The following is a 21,748-nucleotide window of genomic DNA, read 5'->3' on the forward strand; positions in this document are numbered from 1 at the left end:
ACGCGCGAGAAATGGCTCAGACCGCAGAGCCGGATCAGCGAACGCCCTCAAGTTGAACATAAGCTACCGGGCTCAGTGCGACCGATTGATACGCAGAGTTCCGACTGAGAAAGGCAATCCGTCATGTCCAGACTTAAAGGTAAGGTCGCGTTGATCACCGGCGGCACCAGCGGCATCGGCTTGGTGACTGCGCGTCGTTTCATCGAGGAAGGCGCCCGCGTCGCCATCACCGGCACCAATGCGAGCCGTCTCGAGGAGGCGCGCACCATGCTCGGCAGCGACGTGCTCGTCATCGCCGCTGATGCCGGAGATGCAGCAGCCCAGACCGGCATCGCACGGCGGATCGGGGAAACTTTCGGCAAGCTCGACGCTCTCTTCCTCAATGCCGGCATCGCCGATCTGCGTCCGCTTGGCGACTGGACCGAGGCGGCGTTCGACAGGAGCATCGATGTCGACCTCAAAGGTCCGTACTTCCTGGTCAAGGCGCTCGTTCCACTGTTTTCGAACCCGTCGTCGATCATCCTCAGCGGCTCGGTCAACGCGCATATGGGAATGGCAGGAACGCACGTCTATTCGCTGGCCAAGGCCGGCATGATTTCCCTGGCGCGAACGCTCTCGGGCGAGCTTATAGGGCGCGGCATCCGCGCCAATGTGATCAGCCCAGGCCCGATCGACACGCCACTCAACGACAAACTTGGGCTGGATCCGGCAGCGGCGAAGGCCCGCGCGAAAGCGGTGGTCGGCCTGGTGCCTGCAGGCCGTTTCGGAACCGCCGAGGAAATTGCCAATGCGGTGGTGTTTCTGGCCTCGGACGAATGCCCTTTCATGGTCGGTGCGGAAATGCTGATCGACGGCGGCATGAGCATCGCCTGAAATCGGCACAGCATGACACAAAAACACCCGCCAGATGGCGGGTGCTTTGTGTATCTGACTGACAGCCTTACGCCTTGAAGAAGGCCAGCAGGTCGACATTGATGACGTTGGCATGGGTCGTCGCCATGCCATGCGGGAAACCCTTGTAGACCTTGAGTTCGCCCTTCTTGAGCAGCTTGACCGACAGTAGCGCCGAGTCGGCGATCGGAACGATCTGGTCGTCGTCGCCATGCATGACCAGCACCGGCACGTCGATCGCCTTCAGATCCTCGGTGAAGTCGGTTTCCGAGAAGGCCTTGATACAGTCATAATGCGCCTTGGTGCCGCCCATCATGCCCTGGCGCCACCAATTGTCGATGACGCCTTCCGACACTGCAGCGCCGGGACGATTGAACCCGTAGAACGGGCCGGCAGGGACATCCCTGTAAAGCTGGGCACGGTTGGCCGCCACGCCAGAGCGGAAGCCATCGAAAACCTCGATCGGCAAGCCGCCGGGATTGGCCGCGGTCCTGAGCATGATCGGCGGCACCGCGCCGATCAGCACCGCCTTGGCAACACGGCCACCTGAGCCGTATTGGGCGACATAGCGCGCCACCTCACCGCCGCCGGTCGAATGACCGACATGGATGGCGTTCCTGAGGTCCAGATGGGCGGCGAGTTCCGCGACATCGGCGGCGTAGGTGTCCATCTCGTTGCCGATATCGGTCTGGGTCGAGCGGCCGTGTCCGCGCCGATCATGGGCAATGACGCGGTAGCCTTGTGACAGGAAAAACAGCATCTGCGCGTCCCAGTCGTCGCTGCTCAATGGCCAGCCATGATGGAAGACAACAGGCTGCCCGGTCCCCCAGTCCTTGTAGAAAATCTCGGTGCCGTCCTTGGTGGTGATCGTGCTGCTTCCGAGCTTGGTCATCTCAAATCTCCATTATTGTTCTCGCGACAATCAATATCGCGATAACAATAAACTTAGCGCAGTTCAAACCCTCTGTCTACAAAAAATATATATCGCGATATCATTTTTCGTGGTACATAATCCGCTATTAATCGGCAAAGGAATGCGTCGTGCCTCTCCCGTTGGACAATCAGCTCTGTTTCACGCTCTACGCCACCAGCATGGCGATCAACCGCACCTACAAGCCGATGCTGGACGAGATGGGGATTACCTATCCGCAGTATCTCGTGCTGAACGCGCTTGCAGAGGCCGACGGCATGTCGGTCGGCACCATCGCCCACAGGCTCGCGCTGGAATCGAGCACCGTCACGCCGCTGGTGAAGCGCATGGAGCAGGCTGGGCTGGTGACCCGCCGGCGCAGCCAGACCGACGAACGCCAGGTGCAGGTCGACCTGACCCCCGCCGGGCGCGCGCTGCTTGTCCAGTGCAACTGTCTGAACGAGACCCTGATCGAGCGCTCAGGCATGACGCTGGCTGAGCTTGATGCCTTGAACAGGCAGATCCAGGCGCTACGCGACGCGTTGACCCGCGACCGGTAGCCGCACAGCCCCTGCGTAGCCGCTCGGCCCTCTCATGGGTTGATTGCCATCAGCATGGCTTCTGACGGCGCTGAGCCAAAACGTCGAAAAGAGGCCGCTATCATGCCGACTTAAGCACGGCAAATGACCGTTTGCGCATGGTCCGCTTTGCCTGGAAACTAGCGGCGGGAGCGGGACGGCCGACATGAAAGCCCTGGACCTTGTCTATGCCGAATTCGCGCATGAGGGCCATCTGTTCGTCGGTTTCCACTCCTTCGACCAGGATTTTGTGGCCGCGATTTCGAACCAGCGTAATGATGTCCTGGAGCATTGCCTTGCCATTCGGGGCGCTGCAGTCGTGCAGGAACGATCGGTCGATCTTCACCGTATCGAAATCGATCAGACGAAGCCACGAAAGGCCAGCGAAGCCCGTCCCGAAGTCATCAAGCCATATCTTGATCCCCAGCAGCTTCAGGTCGCTGATGCAGCGAAGGATGTCCGAATGCATCTCCATCTCCAGCCCTTCGGTGATTTCGAAGGCCAGCCTGTTGCCGGCGACGCCGGTCTCGCCCAGAATGGTCGCGACGGACGTTGCAAAGCCAGGTGTCTTGAGCTGGATTGGAGAGACGTTGACACTGACGACACGGACGTGATCGTCCGCCAGAAGCTCGGCGCACACTGTTCTTATGGCCCAGCGCCCGAGTTCCAGGATAGCGCCGGTCCGTTCCGCGACGGGAATGAACAGGCTCGGCGGAACCGATGTGCCGTCCAGCATTTTGAGGCGCATCAGAGCCTCTACGGCTTCAACCCGGTCCGATGCGACATCCTGGATAGGTTGATAAACGAGTGAAACGAGATTCTGGCCGATCGCGATCTTCAGCAAAGCCGCGATGTTCTCGCTCTCATCGCTGCTTTGCGGATCGGTTGGATCGAACAGCCGGGCACAGTTTCGACCACCGGCTTTTGCCAGATAGAGCGCGCGATCGGCCTCGTGGATGATCTTCTCCAGCTTGGCGCCGGTTTGCGTCCTGGTGAATGCAGCGCCAACGCTCACCGTCACGATCGAGACCCCGTCGCGCCGCAGCTCATGGGTAAGCGCAAGGTTCTCCACCGCGCTGCAAATGGCTTCCGCGATCTCCAGGATCTGCTCTTTTTTCTCCATGCGGGCCAGGACAATGAACTCTTCACCGCCGTAGCGACCGATGGAGCCATTGTACTGCTTGATCATGTCGCTAAGGGCATTGGCGACATGAATCAGGCAACGGTCGCCTTCCTGATGGCCGTAGCAGTCGTTGAACTTTTTGAAGAAGTCCACGTCGATGAGGATCGCGCCGAAACTGGTGCCAACCTTTTGCCAGTCACTCCAGTAATCCCGCAGCTTCTCGTCGATCGCCCGCCGGTTCTCCAGACCGGTTAGCGGATCGGTCCGCGACAGTCTCAGCAGGGCCTTGCCCCGTTCGGTCGCCTCACTGTGCTGAATCCTGGCTTCCAAGGCGTTCAGGAAGACATTGTAGCGCTCCTCATTCAGTTTCCAGTTCACATATGACGTGAATGTGAAACAAGAAACGTAGAAAGTTCCAAAAACCATTTTGTACGTTAGCGTAGAAGGTACAAAGTAGTTTACAATGTATAGTATAAACAAGATTATTGCGGAGGTTATGATAGAAACTTTAAAATTGAACGTGAAGAAGAGATTGGCACTCATCATGAAGATGGTGCCGAAAACCATATAGTAAGAGACACTTTCCTTGTCCGCCCCCATAACCGCAGGGCACAACCAACCAACATAACCAAAGATGATGGCCCCGGCGCAAGTCATGTCAAGCCATTCCGTTGCAACCCCTCGGCGAAGCTGTACTTCCAGGGTCAAAAGCGCGGTCAGTCCGACCGCAAAGCGCGCCGTGATCGTATAGACGGCCACATCTGGAATCAGCAGCAGATCCGTTACCGAAAACAACAGATAGATGAGAACGGCGATCCAAAGCCCTGGCCTGGCTTCCCCTCTTCGCGTCGCCTGGGCTTCCGTCCGGTAAAGGGTGCGAAGCTCGTCGGTCCCTGGTTCGTCGCGCGGTTCATACGGTTCCGCATGAGCCGTATCAGCCAATGCGGATGACAGGTGTTCGTTCATCACAGACCCCGTTTGAAAGGGATTTTGTATTCTGAACCCATTTCCAGCTTCTGCCCCCACGCGGGCCGGCTCCTTGAGACGCGACGGCGATTGCGACGCCGGGCACACAAATGCAATCGCGCAAGACAAGTTTCCGTTAACTCGAACCCGGAATCGGGCTCGGAAGCTGTCTGACGAACGAACATGGTTTGCGGGAAATTAATCATACCGATAAAATGCCACCGGATCGACATTGGCAAAGGGAGCATTCTACGCAATAAGTTAACTCACTGTTAACTATGGAGTGATGGCGTGCAAACCGTTCTTGATGGCAAAAGCTTGATTACTGCCGAGATGCTCGCCAGCGGTCTCCCTCGAGGAAAGCTCGAGCATCATGGCGAAGCGTTCGAAACTGCTCGCGCGGAGCTGGCGCTCATTCTCCACGCGACACATCAGCAGGTCGAACAAAGCAAGGACCCCGCCGAAATCGTTCGTCGCCTTCTGTCGTACCTCAACGCTCTGCGTTCCAAGGTTCACCCCGACGTTTGGCATGCATTGATACCGGTGGCGCAGAACCACCCGATCCTGAAGTATTTTCTCGAAGATCCACTGACGCACTGGTCCTTCACCAAGCCCAGGGGCTATTCCGGCGACGCGCAATTGCTCGACTACATCTATTGCGATCCGCATGTGGCAGAAAGCGTGGCAAACGCCTCGGAGGTCGGCAAGGCACTCTATAGCCATACCCAGAACGTCCCGTCGTGCGTCGCGGCACGGGAACGACGCGATCTCTTGACCCGATATGTCGATGAGATTGCGGCCAGGAACGGACCACAAACCGAGGTCCTGGCGATCGCGGCCGGCCATTTGCGGGAGGCCAACCGTTCAGTCGCCTTGGCGGAAGGTCGCCTCAAGCGTTGGGTTGCACTCGATCAGGATCCCCAGAGCGTTGGATTGATTGCGCGCGACTTCCAGGGCACGGCGATCGAGGCCATCGACGGCTCGGTGCGAACCGTGCTCACGAGAGGCCACAAACTGGGCAAGTTCGACTTCATCTACGCCTCCGGCCTTTACGACTACCTCCAGCACAACGTCGCCGTGAAACTTACCAAAACCTGCCTGCAGATGTTGAAGCCGAACGGAACATTCCTGTTTGCGAACTACGCCGAGGGCACCCCCGACGCCGGGTACCGGGAGACGTTCATGGACTGGGTGTTGCTGCTGCGATCGGAGGTCGACATGTGGAACATCGTCAATGCCAGCGTCGACCGCAACACCGTCGAGGCGCAGGTGTTCTTTGGCGAGAACCGCAACGTGCTCTATGCCGTCATCGAAAAGCGCGGATAACACCCGCCTGGGCTGCGCGCCGGCGGACATGCCTTTGGCTTGCACCTCCGGCCGCCTTCCGCTATAGAGCCGCCACCCGCGTAGACACCCTTGGAGGCAACGCGGCGGAAGGCCGCCTCACCCGGCGGCTTTCGACGTTTACGGTCCAGGCACGTTGCCAGCCGCGAACGCTCCAGAACAAACCGAAAGGAAATGCCATGAGCCACGACACTTACGAGCTCAAGGCCGAAGCACGCGAACAGGTCGGTAAGGGGTCCGCCCGTGCAGTTCGCCGCAACGGTAAAGTGCCTGCAGTAATCTATGGTGACAAGCAGCCTCCCCTGGCTATCGCGCTCACCTACAAGGACATCTACTACAAGATCCACGGCGGCGGGTTTCTGACCACGATCGCCACGATCGATGTCGACGGCAAGAAGATCCAGGTCCTGCCGAAGGACTTCCAGCTCGACCCGGTCAAGGATTTCCCTGTCCATGTCGACTTCCTGCGCATCGGCAAGGACACCCAGGTCAATGTCGACGTGCCTGTCCACTTCATCAACGAGGACAAGTCGCCCGGCATCAAGCGCGGCGGCGTGCTCAACATCGTGCGTCACGAAGTCGAGTTCCACTGCCCGGCCAATGCGATCCCGGAATTCATCACCGTCGATCTCACCGGCGCCAACATTGGCGACTCGATCCACATCTCGGCGGTTACGCTGCCGGCTGGTGTGAAGCCTGTGATCTCCGACCGCGACTTCACCATCGCGACCATTGCCGGTTCGTCGGCGATGAAGCCGGAGACGGAAGAGACGGCTGAAGTGGCTGCACCTGAAGCGGCTCCTGCCGCCGAAGAGAAGTAACTCTTTCCCGCCCGGAGCAGACGATGCTTGTCTTTGCAGGCCTCGGCAATCCGGGCGCGAAATATGCCAATAACAGGCACAATGTCGGTTTCATGGCGGCGGACGCAATTGCCCGCCGCCATTCCTTTTCGCCCTGGTCCAAGAAATTCCAGGGCCTGATTTCAGAAGGCACGCTTGGCGGCGAAAAAATCGTCCTGATCAAGCCGCAGACCTTCATGAACCTGTCCGGCCAATCGGTCGGCGAAGCGCTGCGCTTCTACAAGCTCGAGCTTTCCGCGCTCACCGTCTTCTATGACGAGATCGACCTCGCCGAAGGCAAGCTGCGCATCAAGACCGGCGGCGGCGCTGGCGGCCACAACGGCATCCGCTCGATCGACGGCCATGTCGGCAACGCCTATCGCCGCGTGCGCATCGGCGTCGGCCATCCCGGCGTCAAGGAAATGGTCCAGCATCATGTGCTCGGCGATTTCGACAAGGCCGACCGCGAATGGCTCGAACCGCTGCTCGACGCGATCGCCGACAATGCCGCCATGATCGCCAAGGACGACGAATCCGGCTTCATGAACAAGGCCAGCCTCGCCGTTCAGGGCAAGGCCGGCGCGGAACCGGAAAAGCCGGCGCCAAAGCAGCAGGGCTCAAAGCAGCAGAGCCACATCCGCCAGGCCCGGCCGCAACAGATGCCCGCCAAGCTGCCGGAATCCGGCCCGATGGCCGCCATGCTGAAGAAGCTGTTCGGCGGCAAGGACTGAGCGGGATCGGCGCCACGGGGCTTGACGTTGATCACCCCTATCGCCCATAGCCCTGATCAAATTTCTATTTTCCCGATAGGACCGGACAAAAATGGGTTTCAAATGCGGCATCGTTGGCTTGCCCAACGTCGGCAAGTCGACGCTTTTCAACGCGTTGACCAGGACGGCTGCGGCGCAGGCCGCCAACTATCCGTTCTGCACCATCGAACCGAACACCGGCGAGGTCGCGGTGCCCGATCCGCGCCTGCAGAAGATCGCGGCGATCGGCAAGTCGAAGGAGATCATCCCAACCCGCATCTCCTTCGTCGACATTGCCGGCCTGGTGCGCGGCGCCTCGAAGGGCGAAGGGCTGGGCAACCAGTTCCTCGCCAACATTCGCGAGGTCGACGCCATCGTGCATGTGCTGCGCTGCTTCGAGGATGACGACATCACCCATGTCGAGGGCCGCATCGACCCTGTTGCCGACGCCGAGACGGTCGAAACCGAGCTGATGCTCGCCGACCTCGACAGCCTCGAGCGCCGCATCGTGCAATTCCGCAAGCGCGCCGGCAGCAAGGACAAGGAAGCGACCACCGTGCTGCCGATGATGGAGGCAGCGCTCGAACTGCTGCAAGCCGGCAAGCCGACCCGCGTCCTGCTCAAGGGCATTTCGGCGGAAGACCTGCGCATCCTGCAGGGGCTCAACCTTTTGACCTCGCACCCGGTCCTCTACGTCTGCAACGTCGCCGAAGCCGACGCCGCCACCGGCAACGAGCACACCAAGGCCGTGGAGAAGATGGCTGCGGCGCAAGGCGCCAGCACCGTCGTCATCTCGGCCGCGATCGAGGCCGAAGTCGCCCAGCTCTCGGACGAGGAAGAGATGGAATTCCTGTCCTCGCTCGGCCTCGACGAGCCCGGCCTGAACAAGGTGATCCGCGCCGGCTACGAGCTGTTGCACCTCATCACCTATTTCACCGTCGGGCCGAAGGAGACGCGCGCCTGGACCATCCACAAGGGCGACAAGGCACCGCAGGCGGCCGGCGTCATCCACACCGATTTCGAGCGCGGCTTCATCCGCGCCCAGACCATCGCCTACAACGACTTTGTCACGCTGGGCGGCGAAGTGGCGGCCAAGGAAGCCGGCAAGGCGCGCGACGAGGGCAAGGAATATGTCGTCCAGGACGGCGACATCCTGCTGTTCAAGTTCAACACTTGACGCCTCGGCGGCCGGGTATCCGAAACATCCCGGCGAGCTGTCTGCGAAGCTTTCTCGACGAGTTTTCTGAGCGGCCGGCGGCCATCCGCCGGACCGCCCCTTGTCTTGATTTTGTCACGTCACAGGTCTAAGCGGCAGGCGCACGGTCGGCGCTTTCGGCGAAAGTGCCCGTCTCGCGCAATCCGAAACAGCGCGTCAATCTGAACGCACCCTTTGGCCCCAGCAAGGGAGACCCGGCGATGATCAAGGCCTTCGTCGTGGACAATGACCGCCTGCGCGCCGTCGATGATCTCTTGCAAGACGGCGACAATGTCGTCTGGGCCGACCTGCTCAACCCGACAAAGGAAGAGGAAGCGACGATCGAGACCTGGCTCGGCGTTGCCATTCCGACACGCGAGGAGATGGAGGAGATCGAGATTTCGAGCCGCCTCTATGTCGAGGACGGCGCCTATTTCATGACCGCCACCCTGCCCGCCCAGACCGAGGTCGACGATCCGCTGATGTCGCCGGTCACCTTCGTGCTCGCCGGCACCAGGCTGATCACCGTGCGCTATCACGAACCGAAGGCCTTCAAGACCTTTCCGCAGCGCGCCGAGAAGGTGGCGACCGGCTGCACCAGCGGCGACACCATCCTGATCGGGCTGCTGGAGGCAATCGTCGACCGTCTCGCCGACATCCTTGAGCGCGCTGGCCGCGACATCGAGGCGATCTCGCGCGATATCTTCGAGGCGAGATCGACCAAGGTTTCCAAGCGCAACCGCGACTTCCAGGAACTCCTGAAGGCGATCGGCCGCAAGGAGGACATCGCCTCCTCGATCCGCGACAGCCTGATCTCGCTGCAACGCCTGGCCGGCTTTTTCGCTCATGCCTCGACCCGCACCAAGATGAGCAAGGACACCAAGGCGCGCATCAAGACGCTGTCGCGTGACGTGCTGTCGCTCGCCGACCACGCCACCTTCCTGTCGCAGAAGATTTCCTTCCTGCTCGACGCTACGCTTGGCATGATCTCGATCGAGCAGAACGCCATCATCAAGATCTTCTCGGTTGCCGCCGTTATCTTCCTGCCGCCGACGCTGGTCGCCTCGATCTACGGCATGAATTTCGACGTCATCCCCGAGCTCAAATGGGAGTGGGGCTATCCCTTCGCCATCGCCATGATGGTGCTGTCGGCGATCCTGCCCTTCTGGTACTTCCGCCGCCGCGGCTGGCTCTGATCCGCCCGCCAGAGGCCATGCAGCCACGACGTGGCGCTATAGAAATCTCTTGACCAAATGCGCTGCGGCCTGCATCCGGAAACCCAGATCCACAGGGATCGCGGGTTCGTGAGCCGGATTTCAGACCATGACTGCAAAGATGAAAACATGGGCTTATGAGGATTTCGTCGAGGGCGCGTCGCTCGACCTCGGCTCGAAGCTGGTCAGCGCCGCCGAGATCGTCGAATTCGCCACGGAATTCGACCCGCAGCCGATGCATCTCGACGAAGAAGCCGGCAGGGCCAGCATCCTTGGCGGGCTGGCGGCGTCGGGCTGGCACACCTGCTCCATGTTCATGCGCATGCTGTGCGATGCGTTCCTGCTGGACTCGACCTGCCAGGGCGCGCCCGGCGTCGATCAGGTCAAATGGAAGAAGCCGGTCCTGGCCGGCGACAAGCTCACCGGCACCCTGCTGGTTGTTGCCAAGCGCCTGTCGAAATCGAAGCCGCAGCTCGGCTTGGTGACCATGCGCAGCGAGCTGTTCAACCAGCGTGGCGAAAGCGTCTTCGAGCTTGAGAACTCGGTCATGTTCCTCACGCGGGATGCCGCGGGGAGGTCCGCATGACACTGGACGAGTTCTTCCGCATCGGCGCCACCGTCACGCTCGGTTCGCACACATTCGAGCCCGAAGCGATCAAGGCATTCGCTCGCAAATACGATCCGCAAATCTTCCATATCGACGAGGAGGCCGCGAAGAAAAGCGTGCTCGGCGGCCTCTGCGCGTCTGGCTGGCACACGGCAGCGACCTGGATGAAACTCAATCTGGAAAACCGCATGGATGCCGAGGTCGCGGCCTGGAGCGGCCCCGGCCCGGTGCCGGAATTCGGCCCCTCGCCCGGCTTCAAGAACCTGAAATGGCTGAAGCCGGTCTATGCCGGGCAAACCATCACTTTCACGCGCACTGCACTGTCGCACCGCCCGATCGCCTCACGCCCCGGATGGCGGCTGCTGGCGCTGCGATGCGAGGCTTCCGATTCGATCGGCGACAAGGTGCTGGAGTTCGAGAGCGCTGTGCTGGTGAAGGCCGAGTAATTTCTTCCTTCGCCCCGTTTGCGGGGAGAAGGTGCCCGAAGGGCGGACGAGGGGCGGCGCCAGCGTTGGTGGTTTGCGTTGCCTCCCGGCCCTCTGCTATCGCTCCGGGCGTTCGAGCTCTTTGAAAGGTCCGGTGGGCCTTTCAATTTGCCTTTGGCAAACCGGTCTCAATGCCCTTCGAACCCAATCAGCGTCCGCACCGGTACGCCGAGCGCTTCGAGTTTGGCGCGGCCGCCGAGGTCCGGCAGGTCGATGACGAAGCAGGCGGCGAGGATGTCGGCGCCGATCTGGCGCAGCAGCTTGACGGCCGCCTCCGCGGTGCCGCCGGTGGCAATCAAATCGTCGACCAGGATCACCTTTTCGCCCGGAGCAACGCCGTCCTTGTGCATCTCCATCTCATCCAGCCCGTATTCCAGGCTGTAGGCGACGCGCACCGTCTCGAAGGGCAGCTTGCCCTTCTTGCGGATCGGCACGAAGCCGGCCGAGAGCTGGTGGGCAACAGCGCCGCCGAGGATGAAACCGCGGGCCTCGATGCCGGCGATCTTGTCGATCTTCTGGCCGGCATAGGGATGCACGAGCTCGTCAATGGCGCGGCGAAACGCGCGCGCATTGCCGAGCAATGTGGTGATGTCGCGAAACAGGATGCCGGGCCTGGGATAGTCCGGAATGGTGCGGATCGCGGCAAGCAGCGTGTCTTCAAGGGAGGATTTCATGGGTCGTGATTACCTGAAACGGAGATTCTTGCGCGACAATTGTTCGATCGAACTGCAGCCCATCAGCTTCAAGCCGCGTTCGATCTCGACCCGCATCTGCTCAAGCGCCCGTTCGACGCCGGGCTGGCCGGCCGCCGCGAGCGGGAACAAATAGTAGCGGCCGACGCCGACGGCCTTGGCGCCGAGCGACAGTGCCTTCAGCACATGCGTGCCACGCTGCACGCCGCCATCCATGATGACGTCGATCCTGTCACCGACCGCATCGACGACCTCGGCAAGCTGGTCGAAGGCCGCGCGCGAGCCATCCAGCTGCCGGCCGCCATGGTTCGACAGCACGATGCCGCTGCAGCCAATGTCGACGGCACGTCTGGCATCCTCCACCGACATGACGCCCTTGAGGCAGAACGGGCCCGACCAAAGCTTGACCATCTCGGCGACGTCGTCCCATGTCATCGACGGGTCGAGCATCTCGGTGAAGTAGCGGCTGATCGACATCGTGCCGCCGCCCATGTCGACATGCTCGTCGAGTTGCGGCAGCTTGAACCCCTCATGGGTGAAATAGTTGACGGCCCAGGCCGGCTTAAGCGCGAACTGCAGCATTCCGGCCAGGTTGAGCTTGAAGGGAATGGCAAAGCCGGTGCGTTTGTCGCGTTCGCGGTTTCCCCCGGTGATGCTGTCGACGGTCAGCATCATCACCTCGACGCCAACCGCCTTTGCCCGCTGCATCATCGCCCGGTTGAGGCCGCGATCCCTGTGGAAATAGAACTGATAGACCTGTGGGCTGCTGCTGATCTTGCGCGCCTCCTCGAGACTGACGGTGCCAAGCGAGGAGACACCGAACATCGTGCCGTATTTGGCAGCGGCTCTGGCGACCGCGCGCTCGCCCTGATGATGGAACAAACGCTGCAAGGCGGTCGGCGAGCAATAGAACGGCATCGCCAGCTTCTGGCCCATGACCGTCACCGACATGTCGACCTCGCTCACCCCGCGCAGGACATTGGGAACCAGGTCACAGGTCTCGAAGCTTGCGGTGTTGCGGCGATAGGTGGCCTCGTCGTCTGCCGCGCCGTCAATGTAGTTGAAGATCGGCCCCGGCAGCCGCCGCTGCGCCATGCGCCGGAAATCGGAAAAGTTGTGACAGTCACTGAGCCGCATCATCGAATTCCAAATGCCATGCCGTCGACGATCCCTTCGTCACGGATCCCGCATGGCATACCAATCACAGGGCGCCATGCCAACGGATCTGTTCGACAAGACCGCACCTGCCCCCCAGGGCGCCGGCCCCGCCGATTCAGCAAAAAGGGCGCCTTCCGGCGCCCTTCGTGATCGTATTTCTCTGGCGCAGCTTAATGCGCCACGCCTTCCCACACCTTGCGCTTGGTGAGGTAGACCAGCGCGCCGAACAGAAGCAGGAACACCAGCACGCGAAAACCGGTCTTCTTGCGGTCTTCCATATGCGGCTCGGCCGCCCACATCAGGAAGGTCGCTACGTCACGGGAATACTGGTCGACTGTCTGAGGCGAGCCGTCATCATAGGTCACCTGGCCGTCGGACAGCGGCTTCGGCATTTTCAGCGACACGCCCGACATGAAGTACGGGTTGTAGTGCGTTCCTTCCGGGATGACCATGCCGGCGGGCGGCGTCTCGTCGTAACCGGTCAACAGCGAGTGGATATAGTCGGGACCGCCCGCATCATACTGGGTGAAGATGTCGAAGACGAATTGCGGAAAGCCGCGCTCGACGCCGCGTGCCTTGGCCAGCAGCGACATGTCGGGCGGAGCGGCACCACCGTTGGAGGCAGCAGCCGCCTCCTCGTTGGCGAAGGGGGCCGGGAAATAGTCGGACGGCTTGCCGGGACGGTCGAACATGTCGCCGGCGTCGTTGGGACCGTCATGGATGGTGTACTCGGCCGACAGCGTCTTGATCTGAGCATCGGAATAGCCGAGGTCCGACAGCGTGCGGAACGCCACCAGGTTCATCGAATGGCAGGCCGAACAGACTTCCTTGTAGACCTTCAGGCCGCGCTGCAGCTGCGCCTTGTCATAGGTGCCGAACGGGCCGGTAAAGCTCCAGCTCATCTCCTTCGGCTCGTTGATCGGGAAGTGCGTCGGCGCGGCCGCATTGTGTGCTTCTTCGGCGGCCATCGCCCAAGTGCCTGCTGCCCCAATGCCGGCGGCCACAAGGCCGACCAGCGCCAGCGAGGTGAGAATCTTTTTCATGCCAAATCCCCTTAGATTCTCTACCGCTCTGTCTTCCTGTTTGAGCATGATCTTGTCCGAAAACCGGTTCCCACTTTTCGGGATCATGCTCAGCCCTTGGTCTCTGGCGCGGCCGTGGCGCCTATCGGATGTCCGCCGCCGCCCTTGTTCTTCTCGAGCACCGCCTCGGTGATCGAGTTCGGCACCCTGCGCGGCGTCTCGATCAGGCCGAGCACCGGCAACGCGATCAGGAAGAAGGCGAAGTAGAACAGTGTCGCCATCTGCGCCATGAAGACATAGCTGCCTTCGGCGGGCTGCGAGCCCAGCCAGCCAAGCAGGATGGCATCGGCCACGAACAGCCAGAAGAACAGCTTGTACCAGGGCCGATAGACCGCCGAGCGCACCTTCGACGTGTCGAGCCACGGCACCAGGAACAGCATGACGATGGCGCCGAACATGCACAGCACGCCGCCGAGCTTGGAGTTGATCGGCCCGACATTGAAGGTGATGGCGCGCAGGATCGCGTAGAACGGCAGGAAGTACCATTCGGGCACGATATGAGCCGGCGTCTTCAGCGGGTTGGCGACGATGTAGTTGTCGGGGTGGCCGAGATAGTTCGGCAGGTAGAAGACGAAATAGGCGAAGAAGAACAGGAATACGATCATGCCGAACGCGTCCTTGATGGTCGCGTAGGGGGTGAAGGCGACGGTGTCGGTCTTCGACTTGATCTCGATGCCGGTCGGGTTGTTCTGTCCGACGACATGCAGCGCCCAGACGTGCAGCACGACGACACCGGCAATCATGAATGGCAGCAGGTAATGCAGCGCAAAGAAGCGGTTCAGCGTCGGATTGTCGACGGCAAAGCCGCCGAGCAGCAGCTGCTGGATCCAGTCGCCGACGAGCGGAATGGCGCTGAAGAAGCCAGTGATAACGGTGGCGCCCCAGAAGCTCATCTGCCCCCATGGCAGCACGTAGCCCATGAAGCCGGTCGCCATCATCAAGAGGTAGATGATGCAGCCGAGGATCCACAGCAGCTCGCGTGGCGCCTTGTAGGAGCCGTAATAGAGGCCGCGGAAGATGTGGATGTAGACGGCGACGAAGAAGAACGAGGCACCGTTCGAATGCAGGTAACGCAGCAGCCAACCCGAATTCACGTCGCGCATGATCTTCTCGACCGAGCCGAAGGCGAGATTGACGTCGGCCGTGTAGTGCATGGCAAGAACGATGCCGGTCAGGATCTGCGACACCAGCATGATCGCCAGGATGCCGCCGAAGGTCCACGCATAGTTGAGGTTGCGCGGCACCGGATAGGCGACGAAGCTGTCATAGACCAGCCGCGGCAGCGGCATGCGGGCGTCGAACCAGCGTTCGATACCGGTCTTGGGCGTGTAGGTCGAGTGTCCCTCGCTCATCGAAATATCCCCTGCCTCAACCGATAAGGATCTTGGTATCGGAAATGAACTTGAATACTGGAACCGCCATGTTCTCGGGCGCCGGCCCTTTGCGGATGCGGCCGGCGGTGTCGTATTGCGAACCGTGGCACGGACAGAACCAGCCGCCGAAATCGCCTTCCTGGCCGAGCGGAATGCAGCCCAGATGCGTGCAGACCTGAACCATCACCATCCAGGCTTCCTTGCCGGGCGTTGTGCGGTTGGCGTCGGTCGCCGGCGCGTCGGCCGGCAGATTGGCGTTGCGGGCGATCGGATCCTTGAGATCGGCCAGCTTGACCGCCTCGCCGTCCTTCATTTCCTGTTCGGTGCGGTTGCGCACCACCACCGGCTTGCCGCGCCACTTGACGATCAGCGACATGCCCGGCGTCAGCGAGGCGACATCGACCTCGACCGAGGCGAGCGCCAGCGTCGAGGCGTCGGGGCGCATCTGGTCGATGAACGGCCATGCGAAGGCACCCGCGCCGACCACTGCGGCCATGCCGGTGGCGACGTAGAGAAAATCACGACGGTTGGGATCCTGGGTGTCGGTTGCGCTCACGGGTGCCTGATCCTTTCGCCTCTTCCGTGCCGGTGGCTGAGCCTTGTTCCCTGCTCAATTACGCCAACCCGACAGCGCATGGCGAACAGGCTTGCGAATTCCTCCGGCATTTGGACTTCGGTTTATGCGTGAAGCCCGTTTTTGTCCAGACGGGTGAAGGCACAAGGGCAGATTGTCGCGGGGACAAAATCCGCAGCCGGGCAACGCGGCGCCGGATAGCCGCCAAACGTCGCTAAACAACCGGGAAACAACCGCAAATCCGACATCCCCCTTCGTCTCGACACAGGGCGTCAGCCGAGTCTATCCTTGCCGCCATGGCACACGTCATAGACCGCGACACCCGGGCCGTTGGCTCCGACCGCTGGAAGGGCGAGCTGCAATGCGGCGCCTACGGCTCCAACTCCTGCCTGATCTTCAACCACCTGCCTGACGTCGGCGGCGGTCCCCGGCTGCACATGCATCCCTACGCAGAGATCTTCATCATCCGCCAGGGCACCGGCCTGTTCACCGTTGGCGACAAGGAAATCGAGGCCTCCACCGGCCAGATCCTGATCGTACCGGCCAACACGCCGCACAAATTCACCAATCTCGGCCCCGGCCCGCTGGAGACGACCGATATCCACGAGAACGGCTGCTTTATTACCGAATGGCTGGAGTGATCCCTATTTCGCGCCGAGCCTGGCCAGCACCGCCTTTGGGATGCTGTATTCGCGAATGACGGCATCGTGCTTGCGCAACCCGCACAGTTCGCGCTGGATGAAATAACCGTGCACCGCCTCGGCAGCGTCCTTCAGAAGCCCCGGCCGCAGCTGTTCGTCGCTATTGTCGCGCAGCCTGGCCAGCGTTTCCTCCACCCGCTGGCCGGCGCGACCGAGCGCCGCCGCCTTCTCCGCCAGGATTTCATGGCCGAGTGCGTCGAAGGCGGCTTCGGCAGCCGAGGCGCCGGCAAGATGAGATGGCGGACGCAAGGACATTTCAGCCCCCTTTCCCGAAAATCACGCGGTGTGTGACGAAGTCTTCGCCTTCCACGCGCTGAAAGCCAAGCCGTTCATAGAAACCGAAGGCTTCTTGCGGCGCGCGCGTGTTCAGCACGGCGAAATGGTGACGTGCCTTGTCGATAACGGTCTCGACCAGCATCCGGCCAAGGCCGGTGCGACGGTGGCGCGCAGTGACGAACAGGTGCCGGACCCGACCGTGGTCCCTGCCCTCGAAATAAGGATCGATGTTCAGCCCGCAAACGCCGGCGAGTTCCCGGCCTTGCCAGGCTCCGTACAGCACCTCGCCGCGCTTCAGGAACTTGTTGCGGCCGCTTGCCCAGCCATCCGCCAGGCGCACCAGCATCCAGAAGCCTTCCAGCCGGCTCTCCTCCTTCAGCGTATCGAAGGCCGGCATGGTTGGCCGGAGCCGCTTGAGCACATAGGTGACCTCTGGGCTGACCTCTGGCGACCCACCCATGGAGTTACTCCGCCGGGCGTGTCTCTTCGAGCACGCTGTCCTCGTGATAGAGAAAACCGCCAGACTGCCGCTTCCACAGCCGCGCATAGAGCCCGTCGAGCGCCACCAACTGGTCATGCGTGCCCTGCTCGACGATGCGGCCGCCGTCCAGCACCACCAGCCGGTCGAGTGCTGCGATCGTCGACAGCCGGTGGGCGATGGCGATGACCGTCTTGTTTTCCATCAGCCGCGTCAGATTCTCCTGGATCGCCGCCTCGATGTCGGAATCGAGTGCCGAGGTCGCTTCGTCGAGAATCAGGATCGGCGCGTCCTTGAGGAAGACACGGGCGATCGCCACGCGCTGACGCTGGCCGCCCGACAGTTTGACGCCGCGCTCGCCAACAAAGGCCTCGTAGCCGGCGCGGTCCCTGTTGTCGCGCAAGGTCGGGATGAACTCGTGCGCCTCGGCCTTCTTCGCCGCCGCGATCACCTCGGCGTCGGTGGCGTCCGGCATGCCGAGCTTGATGTTGTCGCGCAGCGAACGGTGGAACAGGGCCGTATCCTGGCTGACGACGCCGATATTGGCGCGCAGCGAATTCTGCGTGACCTGGGCAACGTTCTGACCGTCGATGGTGATCGACCCGCCTTCCAAATCGTAGAGGCGCAGCATCAGATTGGCGAGCGTCGTCTTGCCGGCGCCGGACGGTCCGACCAGTCCGACCTTTTCGCCCGGCTTCACCACGAGGTTGATGCCGTTCAGCACGCCGAAGCCCTTGCCGTAATGGAACTTGACGTTCCTGACCTCGATGCGACCGCCGGTCACGACAAGCTCCTTCGCATCGGGCGCATCGACAAGCCCGAGCGGTTGCGAGATCAGCGCCTTGGAGTTCTCCAGCACGCCGAGGTTTCGCAATATGCTGTTGAGCTGCATCATCACCCGCCCGAGCAGCATGTTGAGCCGCAGGACCAGCGACAGCGTGAAGGCGACCGCGCCCACGGTGATCGAGCCCTCGACCCAGAGATAGACGGCAAAACAGCCGATCGCCGTGATCATGATGCCCGACAGCGTCGTCAGCGCCATGCGCACGCCGGTCAGCCGGCGGGTGAAGGGCCGTAGTGCGTCGAGATAGATGTCGAAGCCGTTCTTGATGTAGCGGTCGTCGCCATCGGCCGAGAACAGCTTCAGCGTCTGAACGTTGGAATAGGAATCGATGATGCGCCCATTGATCATCGAGCCGGCTTCGGCGGCCTCCTCCGCATGCTTGCGGATTGCCGGCAGATAGAGCTTGGCCAGCCAGCCGAAAGCAAGGATCCAGATCACCACCAGCGCCGCCAGTCTGAGATCCAGCCCGGCGACCAGCGCCAGCGTCGTCACCGTATAGATGAGCATGAACCAGATGACCTCGATGAAGCTCTCCATCAGGTCGCCGGTCGCTTGCCCCGCCTGCCAGACTTTTGTCGCGATGCGGCCGGCAAAATCGTTCTGGAAGAAGGTGTAGGACTGTCGCGAGACATGCCGGTGCGCCTGCCAGCGCACCAGATTGTAGAAGCCCGGCGTGATCGTCTGTTCGTCGACCAGCGTCGACAGCCCGACGACGACGGTGCGGATGACCAGCACCACCGCGATCATGAACACCAGTTCAGAGCCGGCGGCATTCCACAAGGCGTGCCAGCTGCGCTCGGCGGGAAGCTGGTCGAGAATATCGACCAGCCGCCCGACGAAGTAGAACAGGCCGGCCTCGACCAGCGGCGCGATGCCGCCGATGACCAGCATGGCGAAGAAGGCGAACTTCGCCTGGCCGACATAGTGCCAGAGAAAGCCGCCGACACCAGTCGGTGGCCGAAGATTCGCTGGCTCCCTGAACGGATAGACCCAGTTCTCGAACCAGCGATAGACGGCTGTCATCATGCGGCGGCCATCATTCTGCGGCTTGCCCCTTTGCAAGTGCGTCATTGGCGGCGTCGGCGGGACCGTCCTCAAGCAGGAACCCGCCCGACTGGCGCTGCCAGAGCTGCGCGTAGAGCCCGCCCTTGGCGACGAGTTCCTCGTGCGAACCTTCCTCGATGACACGCCCCTTGTCCATCACCACCAGCCTGTCCATCGCCGCGATGGTCGACAGCCGGTGCGCGATGGCGATGACGGTCTTGCCTTGCATGAGCTTGTAGAGATTCTCCTGGATCGCCGCCTCGGCTTCGGAATCAAGCGCCGAGGTCGCTTCGTCAAGGATAAGTATAGGTGCGTCCTTCAACATAACGCGAGCAATGGCGATGCGTTGCCGCTGGCCGCCGGACAATTTGACGCCGCGGTCGCCGACATGGGCATCGAAGCCCTTGCGCTCTTTGGCGTCCGAAAGCCCTGATATGAAGTCCAGCGCCTCGGCGCGGCCCGCCGCCTCGACAAGCAGCTCTTCCGAGGCGTCGGGCCGGCCATAGAGGATGTTCTCGCGCACCGAACGATGCAGCAGCGAGGTGTCCTGGGTGACCATGCCGATCTGGGCGCGCAGCGAATCCTGTGTCACATCGGCGATCTCCTGGCCGTCGATCAGGATCTTTCCGCTCTCCAGGTCGTAGAAACGCAGCAGGAGGTTGACCAGCGTCGATTTGCCGGCGCCGGAGCGGCCGACAATACCGACCTTCTCACCCGGCTTCACCGCCAGCGACAGGTTCTCGATCACCCCTTTCTGCTTGCCATAGTGGAAGCGGATGTCCTCGAAGCGTATCTCACCCCTGGAAACGGCGATGTCCTTCGCGCCAGGCTTGTCCTCGACCAGGCGTGGCAACGAGATCGAGGCGATGCCGTCCTGCACCGTACCGATATTCTCGAACAGGCCCGACATTTCCCACATGATCCATTGCGACATGCCCCATAGCCTGAGCACCAGCCCGATGACCACGGCGACCGCGCCGATCGTCACCGACTGGCCGAGCCACAGCCACAGCGCCATCGCCGTCACCGAAAACAGCAGCAGCGAATTCATGATGTAGAGCAGGCCGAAAAGCACCGTCACCAGCCGCATCGACCGGTAGACCGTCTGCAGGAAACCGGCCATGCCTTCCCGCGCGAACGATGCTTCGCGGCGTGCGTGGCTGAACAGCTTGACCGTCTGGATGTTGGAGTAGCTGTCGACGACGCGGCCGGTCATGGTCGAGCGCGCATTGGCCTGCTCCTCGCCGACCTTGCCCAGCTTCGGGATGAAATAGCGCAGCAACAGGATGTAACCGACCAGCCAGACGCCGAGTGGCGCCGCCAGCCGCCAGTCGGCCGAACCGACGATGACCAGCATGCCGAGGAAATAGACGATGACGTAGTTCAGGACATCGATCAGCTTGATGACGCATTCGCGCACGGCGAGCGCCGTCTGCATCAGCTTGGTGGCGATGCGACCGGCGAACTCGTCCTGATAGAAACTCATCGACTGCTTGAGCAAATAGCGATGCACCTGCCAGCGGATGCGCATGGGATAGTTGCCCATCAGCGTTTGCTGGTTGAGCAGCGAATGCAGCCATACCGTGCCCGGCAGCGCAAACAGCACGATGAAGGCCATGCCGGCGAGCTTCCAGGCTTCCGTCTGCAGGAAGGTTTCGCGATTCTGCCCCGACAGCCAGTCGACGATGCGGCCGAGGAAGCCGAACATCCACACTTCCGCGATCGCGATGGCCGTCACCAGCACCGCGTCGAGAAGGATATAGGGCCACGCGCCGCGCGTATAATGCACGCAGAAGGCAACCAGCGTCCTGGGCGGCTCGACCGGTTCCACCGCGGGGAACGGATCGAGCCGTCTTTCAAACCAGCTAAACAACAACATAGGTCATGCTCATGAAATCTGTTTTCCGCTTATGCGGCACGGGAGCGTACGAAGTCTCCGGAACCCACGGCGTCGAGGGCCGACGGTCCGGAATCATCCGGACCGTCGGCCCTGCTTCGCGCAATATAGGGGCTCGCGGGCCTTTCGCCGACAGGTGCGCCTGATGATCCTGACGGCGCACTGTTCACGATCCGGATTTTCGCGCCGGGTCGGACCAGCCGGATGATCCGGCGCACCAGCGACGGCCGGCTGGGGTCGGGAACCGCGCGCGAGAAATCGACGTCCGGCAGCATGCCGCGATGCGGCCGGCGGCGGACTTCGGCGTGAACCGCCGACGAATAGGTGTCGCCGATCAGCAGTGCCCAGGTCGGCAGTCGGTGGATATGCAGGCTCCTCGAGCCCGGTATTCTGTAGGGATCGAACATCGGTCCGTCCTCCGTGTGAAAATAGAGATAAAAAGGCGAAGCAATTTCGTCCGCCGGCATTCGGCCGGAGGCACGCATTGCGTCGGTCGAGACACGATAAGCATCGGTCCGGACATGCTCAGGTGGGGCGTTCAGCCCTTTTGACTTTTCGAAAACATCGCAGGATTCCTTCGAGAGCCGAAAAATCGTTTCGGCGGGAATCGGTGCGATCAAGTCTTAGAGGGTCAGGAGAATCGTCGTACCGAAACCGCCGGCAGGCAGGTAAGCCCACGAGAGGGGCGCTGGATGTGCATGGTCATCATGAATTACCCCTCCATCGGT

Annotated in this window: 22 protein-coding genes; 10 read left to right on the top strand and 12 right to left on the bottom strand. The window is 61.6% G+C overall.

The annotated features are described in order from the left end of the window. Positions 1–123: 123 nt before the first annotated feature. The gene (locus tag ASD12_RS30590; RefSeq protein ID WP_056595648.1) at positions 124–873 is read left to right on the top strand and encodes an SDR family oxidoreductase; all 750 of its coding nucleotides are present in this window, start codon (positions 124–126) and stop codon (positions 871–873) included. Positions 874–940: 67 nt separating this feature from the next. Here the strand turns inward: ASD12_RS30590 and ASD12_RS30595 are convergent, their stop codons facing one another. Further along, positions 941–1,783, bottom strand: a complete 843-nt coding sequence (locus ASD12_RS30595; RefSeq protein ID WP_056595652.1) for an alpha/beta hydrolase — start codon at positions 1,781–1,783, stop codon at positions 941–943. A 149-nt stretch (positions 1,784–1,932) separates the two neighbouring features. On the opposite strand from ASD12_RS30595, the gene ASD12_RS30600 reads away from it, so the two are divergent. Next, complete coding sequence (locus ASD12_RS30600) at positions 1,933–2,361, top strand: MarR family transcriptional regulator (protein ID WP_056595655.1); 429 nt, start codon at positions 1,933–1,935, stop codon at positions 2,359–2,361. A gap of 100 nt (positions 2,362–2,461) precedes the next feature. On the opposite strand, the gene ASD12_RS30605 is transcribed toward ASD12_RS30600, so the two are convergent. Beyond that, complete coding sequence (locus ASD12_RS30605; protein ID WP_056595661.1) at positions 2,462–4,468, bottom strand: EAL domain-containing protein; 2,007 nt, start codon at positions 4,466–4,468, stop codon at positions 2,462–2,464. A gap of 291 nt (positions 4,469–4,759) precedes the next feature. Here ASD12_RS30605 and ASD12_RS30610 point away from each other — a divergent pair, with 291 nt between their 5' ends. The 7 genes from ASD12_RS30610 (at position 4,760) to ASD12_RS30640 (ending at position 10,862) form a co-directional block, all read left to right on the top strand. Then, positions 4,760–5,794, top strand: a complete 1,035-nt coding sequence (locus ASD12_RS30610) for a class I SAM-dependent methyltransferase (protein ID WP_056595664.1) — start codon at positions 4,760–4,762, stop codon at positions 5,792–5,794. A 197-nt stretch (positions 5,795–5,991) separates the two neighbouring features. Continuing rightward, a complete protein-coding gene (locus tag ASD12_RS30615) occupies positions 5,992–6,633 on the top strand; it encodes a 50S ribosomal protein L25/general stress protein Ctc (protein ID WP_056595667.1) in 642 nt (213 codons plus the stop codon). Between the two features lie 23 nt (positions 6,634–6,656). Beyond that, positions 6,657–7,382 (top strand): aminoacyl-tRNA hydrolase, encoded by a 726-nt coding sequence (gene pth / locus ASD12_RS30620; protein ID WP_056595670.1) that lies wholly within the window; start codon positions 6,657–6,659, stop codon positions 7,380–7,382. Between the two features lie 91 nt (positions 7,383–7,473). Beyond that, positions 7,474–8,577 (top strand): redox-regulated ATPase YchF, encoded by a 1,104-nt coding sequence (ychF, locus tag ASD12_RS30625; protein WP_056595672.1) that lies wholly within the window; start codon positions 7,474–7,476, stop codon positions 8,575–8,577. Between the two features lie 239 nt (positions 8,578–8,816). After that, on the top strand, positions 8,817–9,791 hold the full coding sequence (gene corA, locus ASD12_RS30630; RefSeq protein ID WP_056595674.1) for a magnesium/cobalt transporter CorA: 975 nt from the start codon (positions 8,817–8,819) through the stop codon (positions 9,789–9,791). Between the two features lie 127 nt (positions 9,792–9,918). Continuing rightward, positions 9,919–10,395 (top strand): MaoC family dehydratase, encoded by a 477-nt coding sequence (locus ASD12_RS30635; RefSeq protein WP_056595677.1) that lies wholly within the window; start codon positions 9,919–9,921, stop codon positions 10,393–10,395. Beyond that, positions 10,392–10,862 (top strand): MaoC family dehydratase, encoded by a 471-nt coding sequence (locus tag ASD12_RS30640; protein WP_056595679.1) that lies wholly within the window; start codon positions 10,392–10,394, stop codon positions 10,860–10,862. The genes ASD12_RS30635 and ASD12_RS30640 overlap by 4 nt, the downstream gene beginning before the upstream one ends. A gap of 167 nt (positions 10,863–11,029) precedes the next feature. On the opposite strand, the gene ASD12_RS30645 is transcribed toward ASD12_RS30640, so the two are convergent. From ASD12_RS30645 to petA, 5 genes are all read right to left on the bottom strand, one after another. Next, a complete protein-coding gene (locus ASD12_RS30645) occupies positions 11,030–11,575 on the bottom strand; it encodes an adenine phosphoribosyltransferase (protein WP_056595682.1) in 546 nt (181 codons plus the stop codon). Between the two features lie 9 nt (positions 11,576–11,584). Beyond that, positions 11,585–12,730 carry an alpha-hydroxy acid oxidase gene (locus ASD12_RS30650; RefSeq protein ID WP_056596007.1) on the bottom strand — a complete coding sequence of 382 codons (1,146 nt, stop codon included), beginning with the start codon at positions 12,728–12,730 and terminating at the stop codon, positions 11,585–11,587. A 191-nt stretch (positions 12,731–12,921) separates the two neighbouring features. Then, on the bottom strand, positions 12,922–13,794 hold the full coding sequence (locus ASD12_RS30655) for a cytochrome c1 (protein ID WP_056595685.1): 873 nt from the start codon (positions 13,792–13,794) through the stop codon (positions 12,922–12,924). An 89-nt stretch (positions 13,795–13,883) separates the two neighbouring features. Beyond that, on the bottom strand, positions 13,884–15,185 hold the full coding sequence (locus tag ASD12_RS30660; protein ID WP_056595688.1) for a cytochrome b N-terminal domain-containing protein: 1,302 nt from the start codon (positions 15,183–15,185) through the stop codon (positions 13,884–13,886). A 16-nt stretch (positions 15,186–15,201) separates the two neighbouring features. Further along, positions 15,202–15,762, bottom strand: coding sequence for a ubiquinol-cytochrome c reductase iron-sulfur subunit (gene petA / locus ASD12_RS30665; RefSeq protein ID WP_013529984.1), 561 nt, complete (start codon positions 15,760–15,762; stop codon positions 15,202–15,204). Positions 15,763–16,076: 314 nt separating this feature from the next. Here petA and ASD12_RS30670 point away from each other — a divergent pair, with 314 nt between their 5' ends. Continuing rightward, on the top strand, positions 16,077–16,421 hold the full coding sequence (locus ASD12_RS30670; RefSeq protein WP_056595691.1) for a cupin domain-containing protein: 345 nt from the start codon (positions 16,077–16,079) through the stop codon (positions 16,419–16,421). A gap of 3 nt (positions 16,422–16,424) precedes the next feature. On the opposite strand, the gene ASD12_RS30675 is transcribed toward ASD12_RS30670, so the two are convergent. Genes ASD12_RS30675 through ASD12_RS30695 form a run of 5 tightly spaced genes read right to left on the bottom strand, consistent with a single transcriptional unit; the run spans position 16,425 to position 21,427 of the window. Continuing rightward, complete coding sequence (locus ASD12_RS30675) at positions 16,425–16,736, bottom strand: DUF6665 family protein (protein WP_056595694.1); 312 nt, start codon at positions 16,734–16,736, stop codon at positions 16,425–16,427. Position 16,737: 1 nt separating this feature from the next. Continuing rightward, positions 16,738–17,217: a GNAT family N-acetyltransferase gene (locus ASD12_RS30680; protein ID WP_056595697.1), complete on the bottom strand. Its 480-nt coding sequence runs from the start codon at positions 17,215–17,217 to the stop codon at positions 16,738–16,740. Positions 17,218–17,221: 4 nt separating this feature from the next. Next, positions 17,222–19,105 carry an ABC transporter ATP-binding protein gene (locus ASD12_RS30685; RefSeq protein WP_056596010.1) on the bottom strand — a complete coding sequence of 628 codons (1,884 nt, stop codon included), beginning with the start codon at positions 19,103–19,105 and terminating at the stop codon, positions 17,222–17,224. 10 nt (positions 19,106–19,115) lie between these two features. Next, entirely contained in the window at positions 19,116–21,002 is a 1,887-nt protein-coding gene (locus tag ASD12_RS30690; RefSeq protein ID WP_056595700.1) for an ABC transporter ATP-binding protein, read from the bottom strand. Positions 21,003–21,031: 29 nt separating this feature from the next. Then, a complete protein-coding gene (locus ASD12_RS30695; RefSeq protein ID WP_056596013.1) occupies positions 21,032–21,427 on the bottom strand; it encodes a hypothetical protein in 396 nt (131 codons plus the stop codon). Between the last annotated feature and the right edge of the window lie 321 nt (positions 21,428–21,748).

This window comes from Mesorhizobium sp. Root102 (assembly GCF_001425625.1).
Lineage (GTDB): Bacteria > Pseudomonadota > Alphaproteobacteria > Rhizobiales > Rhizobiaceae > Mesorhizobium.

What these genes read in the sequence shown, in the direction of transcription:
- ASD12_RS30590 (WP_056595648.1), top strand. Translation starts at nt 124, where the DNA reads ATGTCCAGACTTAAAGGTAAGGTCGCGTTGATCACCGGCGGCACCAGC.
- ASD12_RS30595 (WP_056595652.1), bottom strand. Translation starts at nt 1,783, where the DNA reads ATGACCAAGCTCGGAAGCAGCACGATCACCACCAAGGACGGCACCGAG.
- ASD12_RS30605 (WP_056595661.1), bottom strand. Translation starts at nt 4,468, where the DNA reads ATGAACGAACACCTGTCATCCGCATTGGCTGATACGGCTCATGCGGAA.
- ASD12_RS30615 (WP_056595667.1), top strand. Translation starts at nt 5,992, where the DNA reads ATGAGCCACGACACTTACGAGCTCAAGGCCGAAGCACGCGAACAGGTC.
- pth (WP_056595670.1), top strand. Translation starts at nt 6,657, where the DNA reads ATGCTTGTCTTTGCAGGCCTCGGCAATCCGGGCGCGAAATATGCCAAT.
- ychF (WP_056595672.1), top strand. Translation starts at nt 7,474, where the DNA reads ATGGGTTTCAAATGCGGCATCGTTGGCTTGCCCAACGTCGGCAAGTCG.
- corA (WP_056595674.1), top strand. Translation starts at nt 8,817, where the DNA reads ATGATCAAGGCCTTCGTCGTGGACAATGACCGCCTGCGCGCCGTCGAT.
- ASD12_RS30635 (WP_056595677.1), top strand. Translation starts at nt 9,919, where the DNA reads ATGACTGCAAAGATGAAAACATGGGCTTATGAGGATTTCGTCGAGGGC.
- ASD12_RS30640 (WP_056595679.1), top strand. Translation starts at nt 10,392, where the DNA reads ATGACACTGGACGAGTTCTTCCGCATCGGCGCCACCGTCACGCTCGGT.
- ASD12_RS30645 (WP_056595682.1), bottom strand. Translation starts at nt 11,575, where the DNA reads ATGAAATCCTCCCTTGAAGACACGCTGCTTGCCGCGATCCGCACCATT.
- ASD12_RS30650 (WP_056596007.1), bottom strand. Translation starts at nt 12,730, where the DNA reads ATGCGGCTCAGTGACTGTCACAACTTTTCCGATTTCCGGCGCATGGCG.
- ASD12_RS30655 (WP_056595685.1), bottom strand. Translation starts at nt 13,794, where the DNA reads ATGAAAAAGATTCTCACCTCGCTGGCGCTGGTCGGCCTTGTGGCCGCC.
- ASD12_RS30660 (WP_056595688.1), bottom strand. Translation starts at nt 15,185, where the DNA reads ATGAGCGAGGGACACTCGACCTACACGCCCAAGACCGGTATCGAACGC.
- ASD12_RS30670 (WP_056595691.1), top strand. Translation starts at nt 16,077, where the DNA reads ATGGCACACGTCATAGACCGCGACACCCGGGCCGTTGGCTCCGACCGC.
- ASD12_RS30675 (WP_056595694.1), bottom strand. Translation starts at nt 16,736, where the DNA reads ATGTCCTTGCGTCCGCCATCTCATCTTGCCGGCGCCTCGGCTGCCGAA.
- ASD12_RS30680 (WP_056595697.1), bottom strand. Translation starts at nt 17,217, where the DNA reads ATGGGTGGGTCGCCAGAGGTCAGCCCAGAGGTCACCTATGTGCTCAAG.
- ASD12_RS30685 (WP_056596010.1), bottom strand. Translation starts at nt 19,105, where the DNA reads ATGATGACAGCCGTCTATCGCTGGTTCGAGAACTGGGTCTATCCGTTC.
- ASD12_RS30690 (WP_056595700.1), bottom strand. Translation starts at nt 21,002, where the DNA reads ATGTTGTTGTTTAGCTGGTTTGAAAGACGGCTCGATCCGTTCCCCGCG.
- ASD12_RS30695 (WP_056596013.1), bottom strand. Translation starts at nt 21,427, where the DNA reads ATGTTCGATCCCTACAGAATACCGGGCTCGAGGAGCCTGCATATCCAC.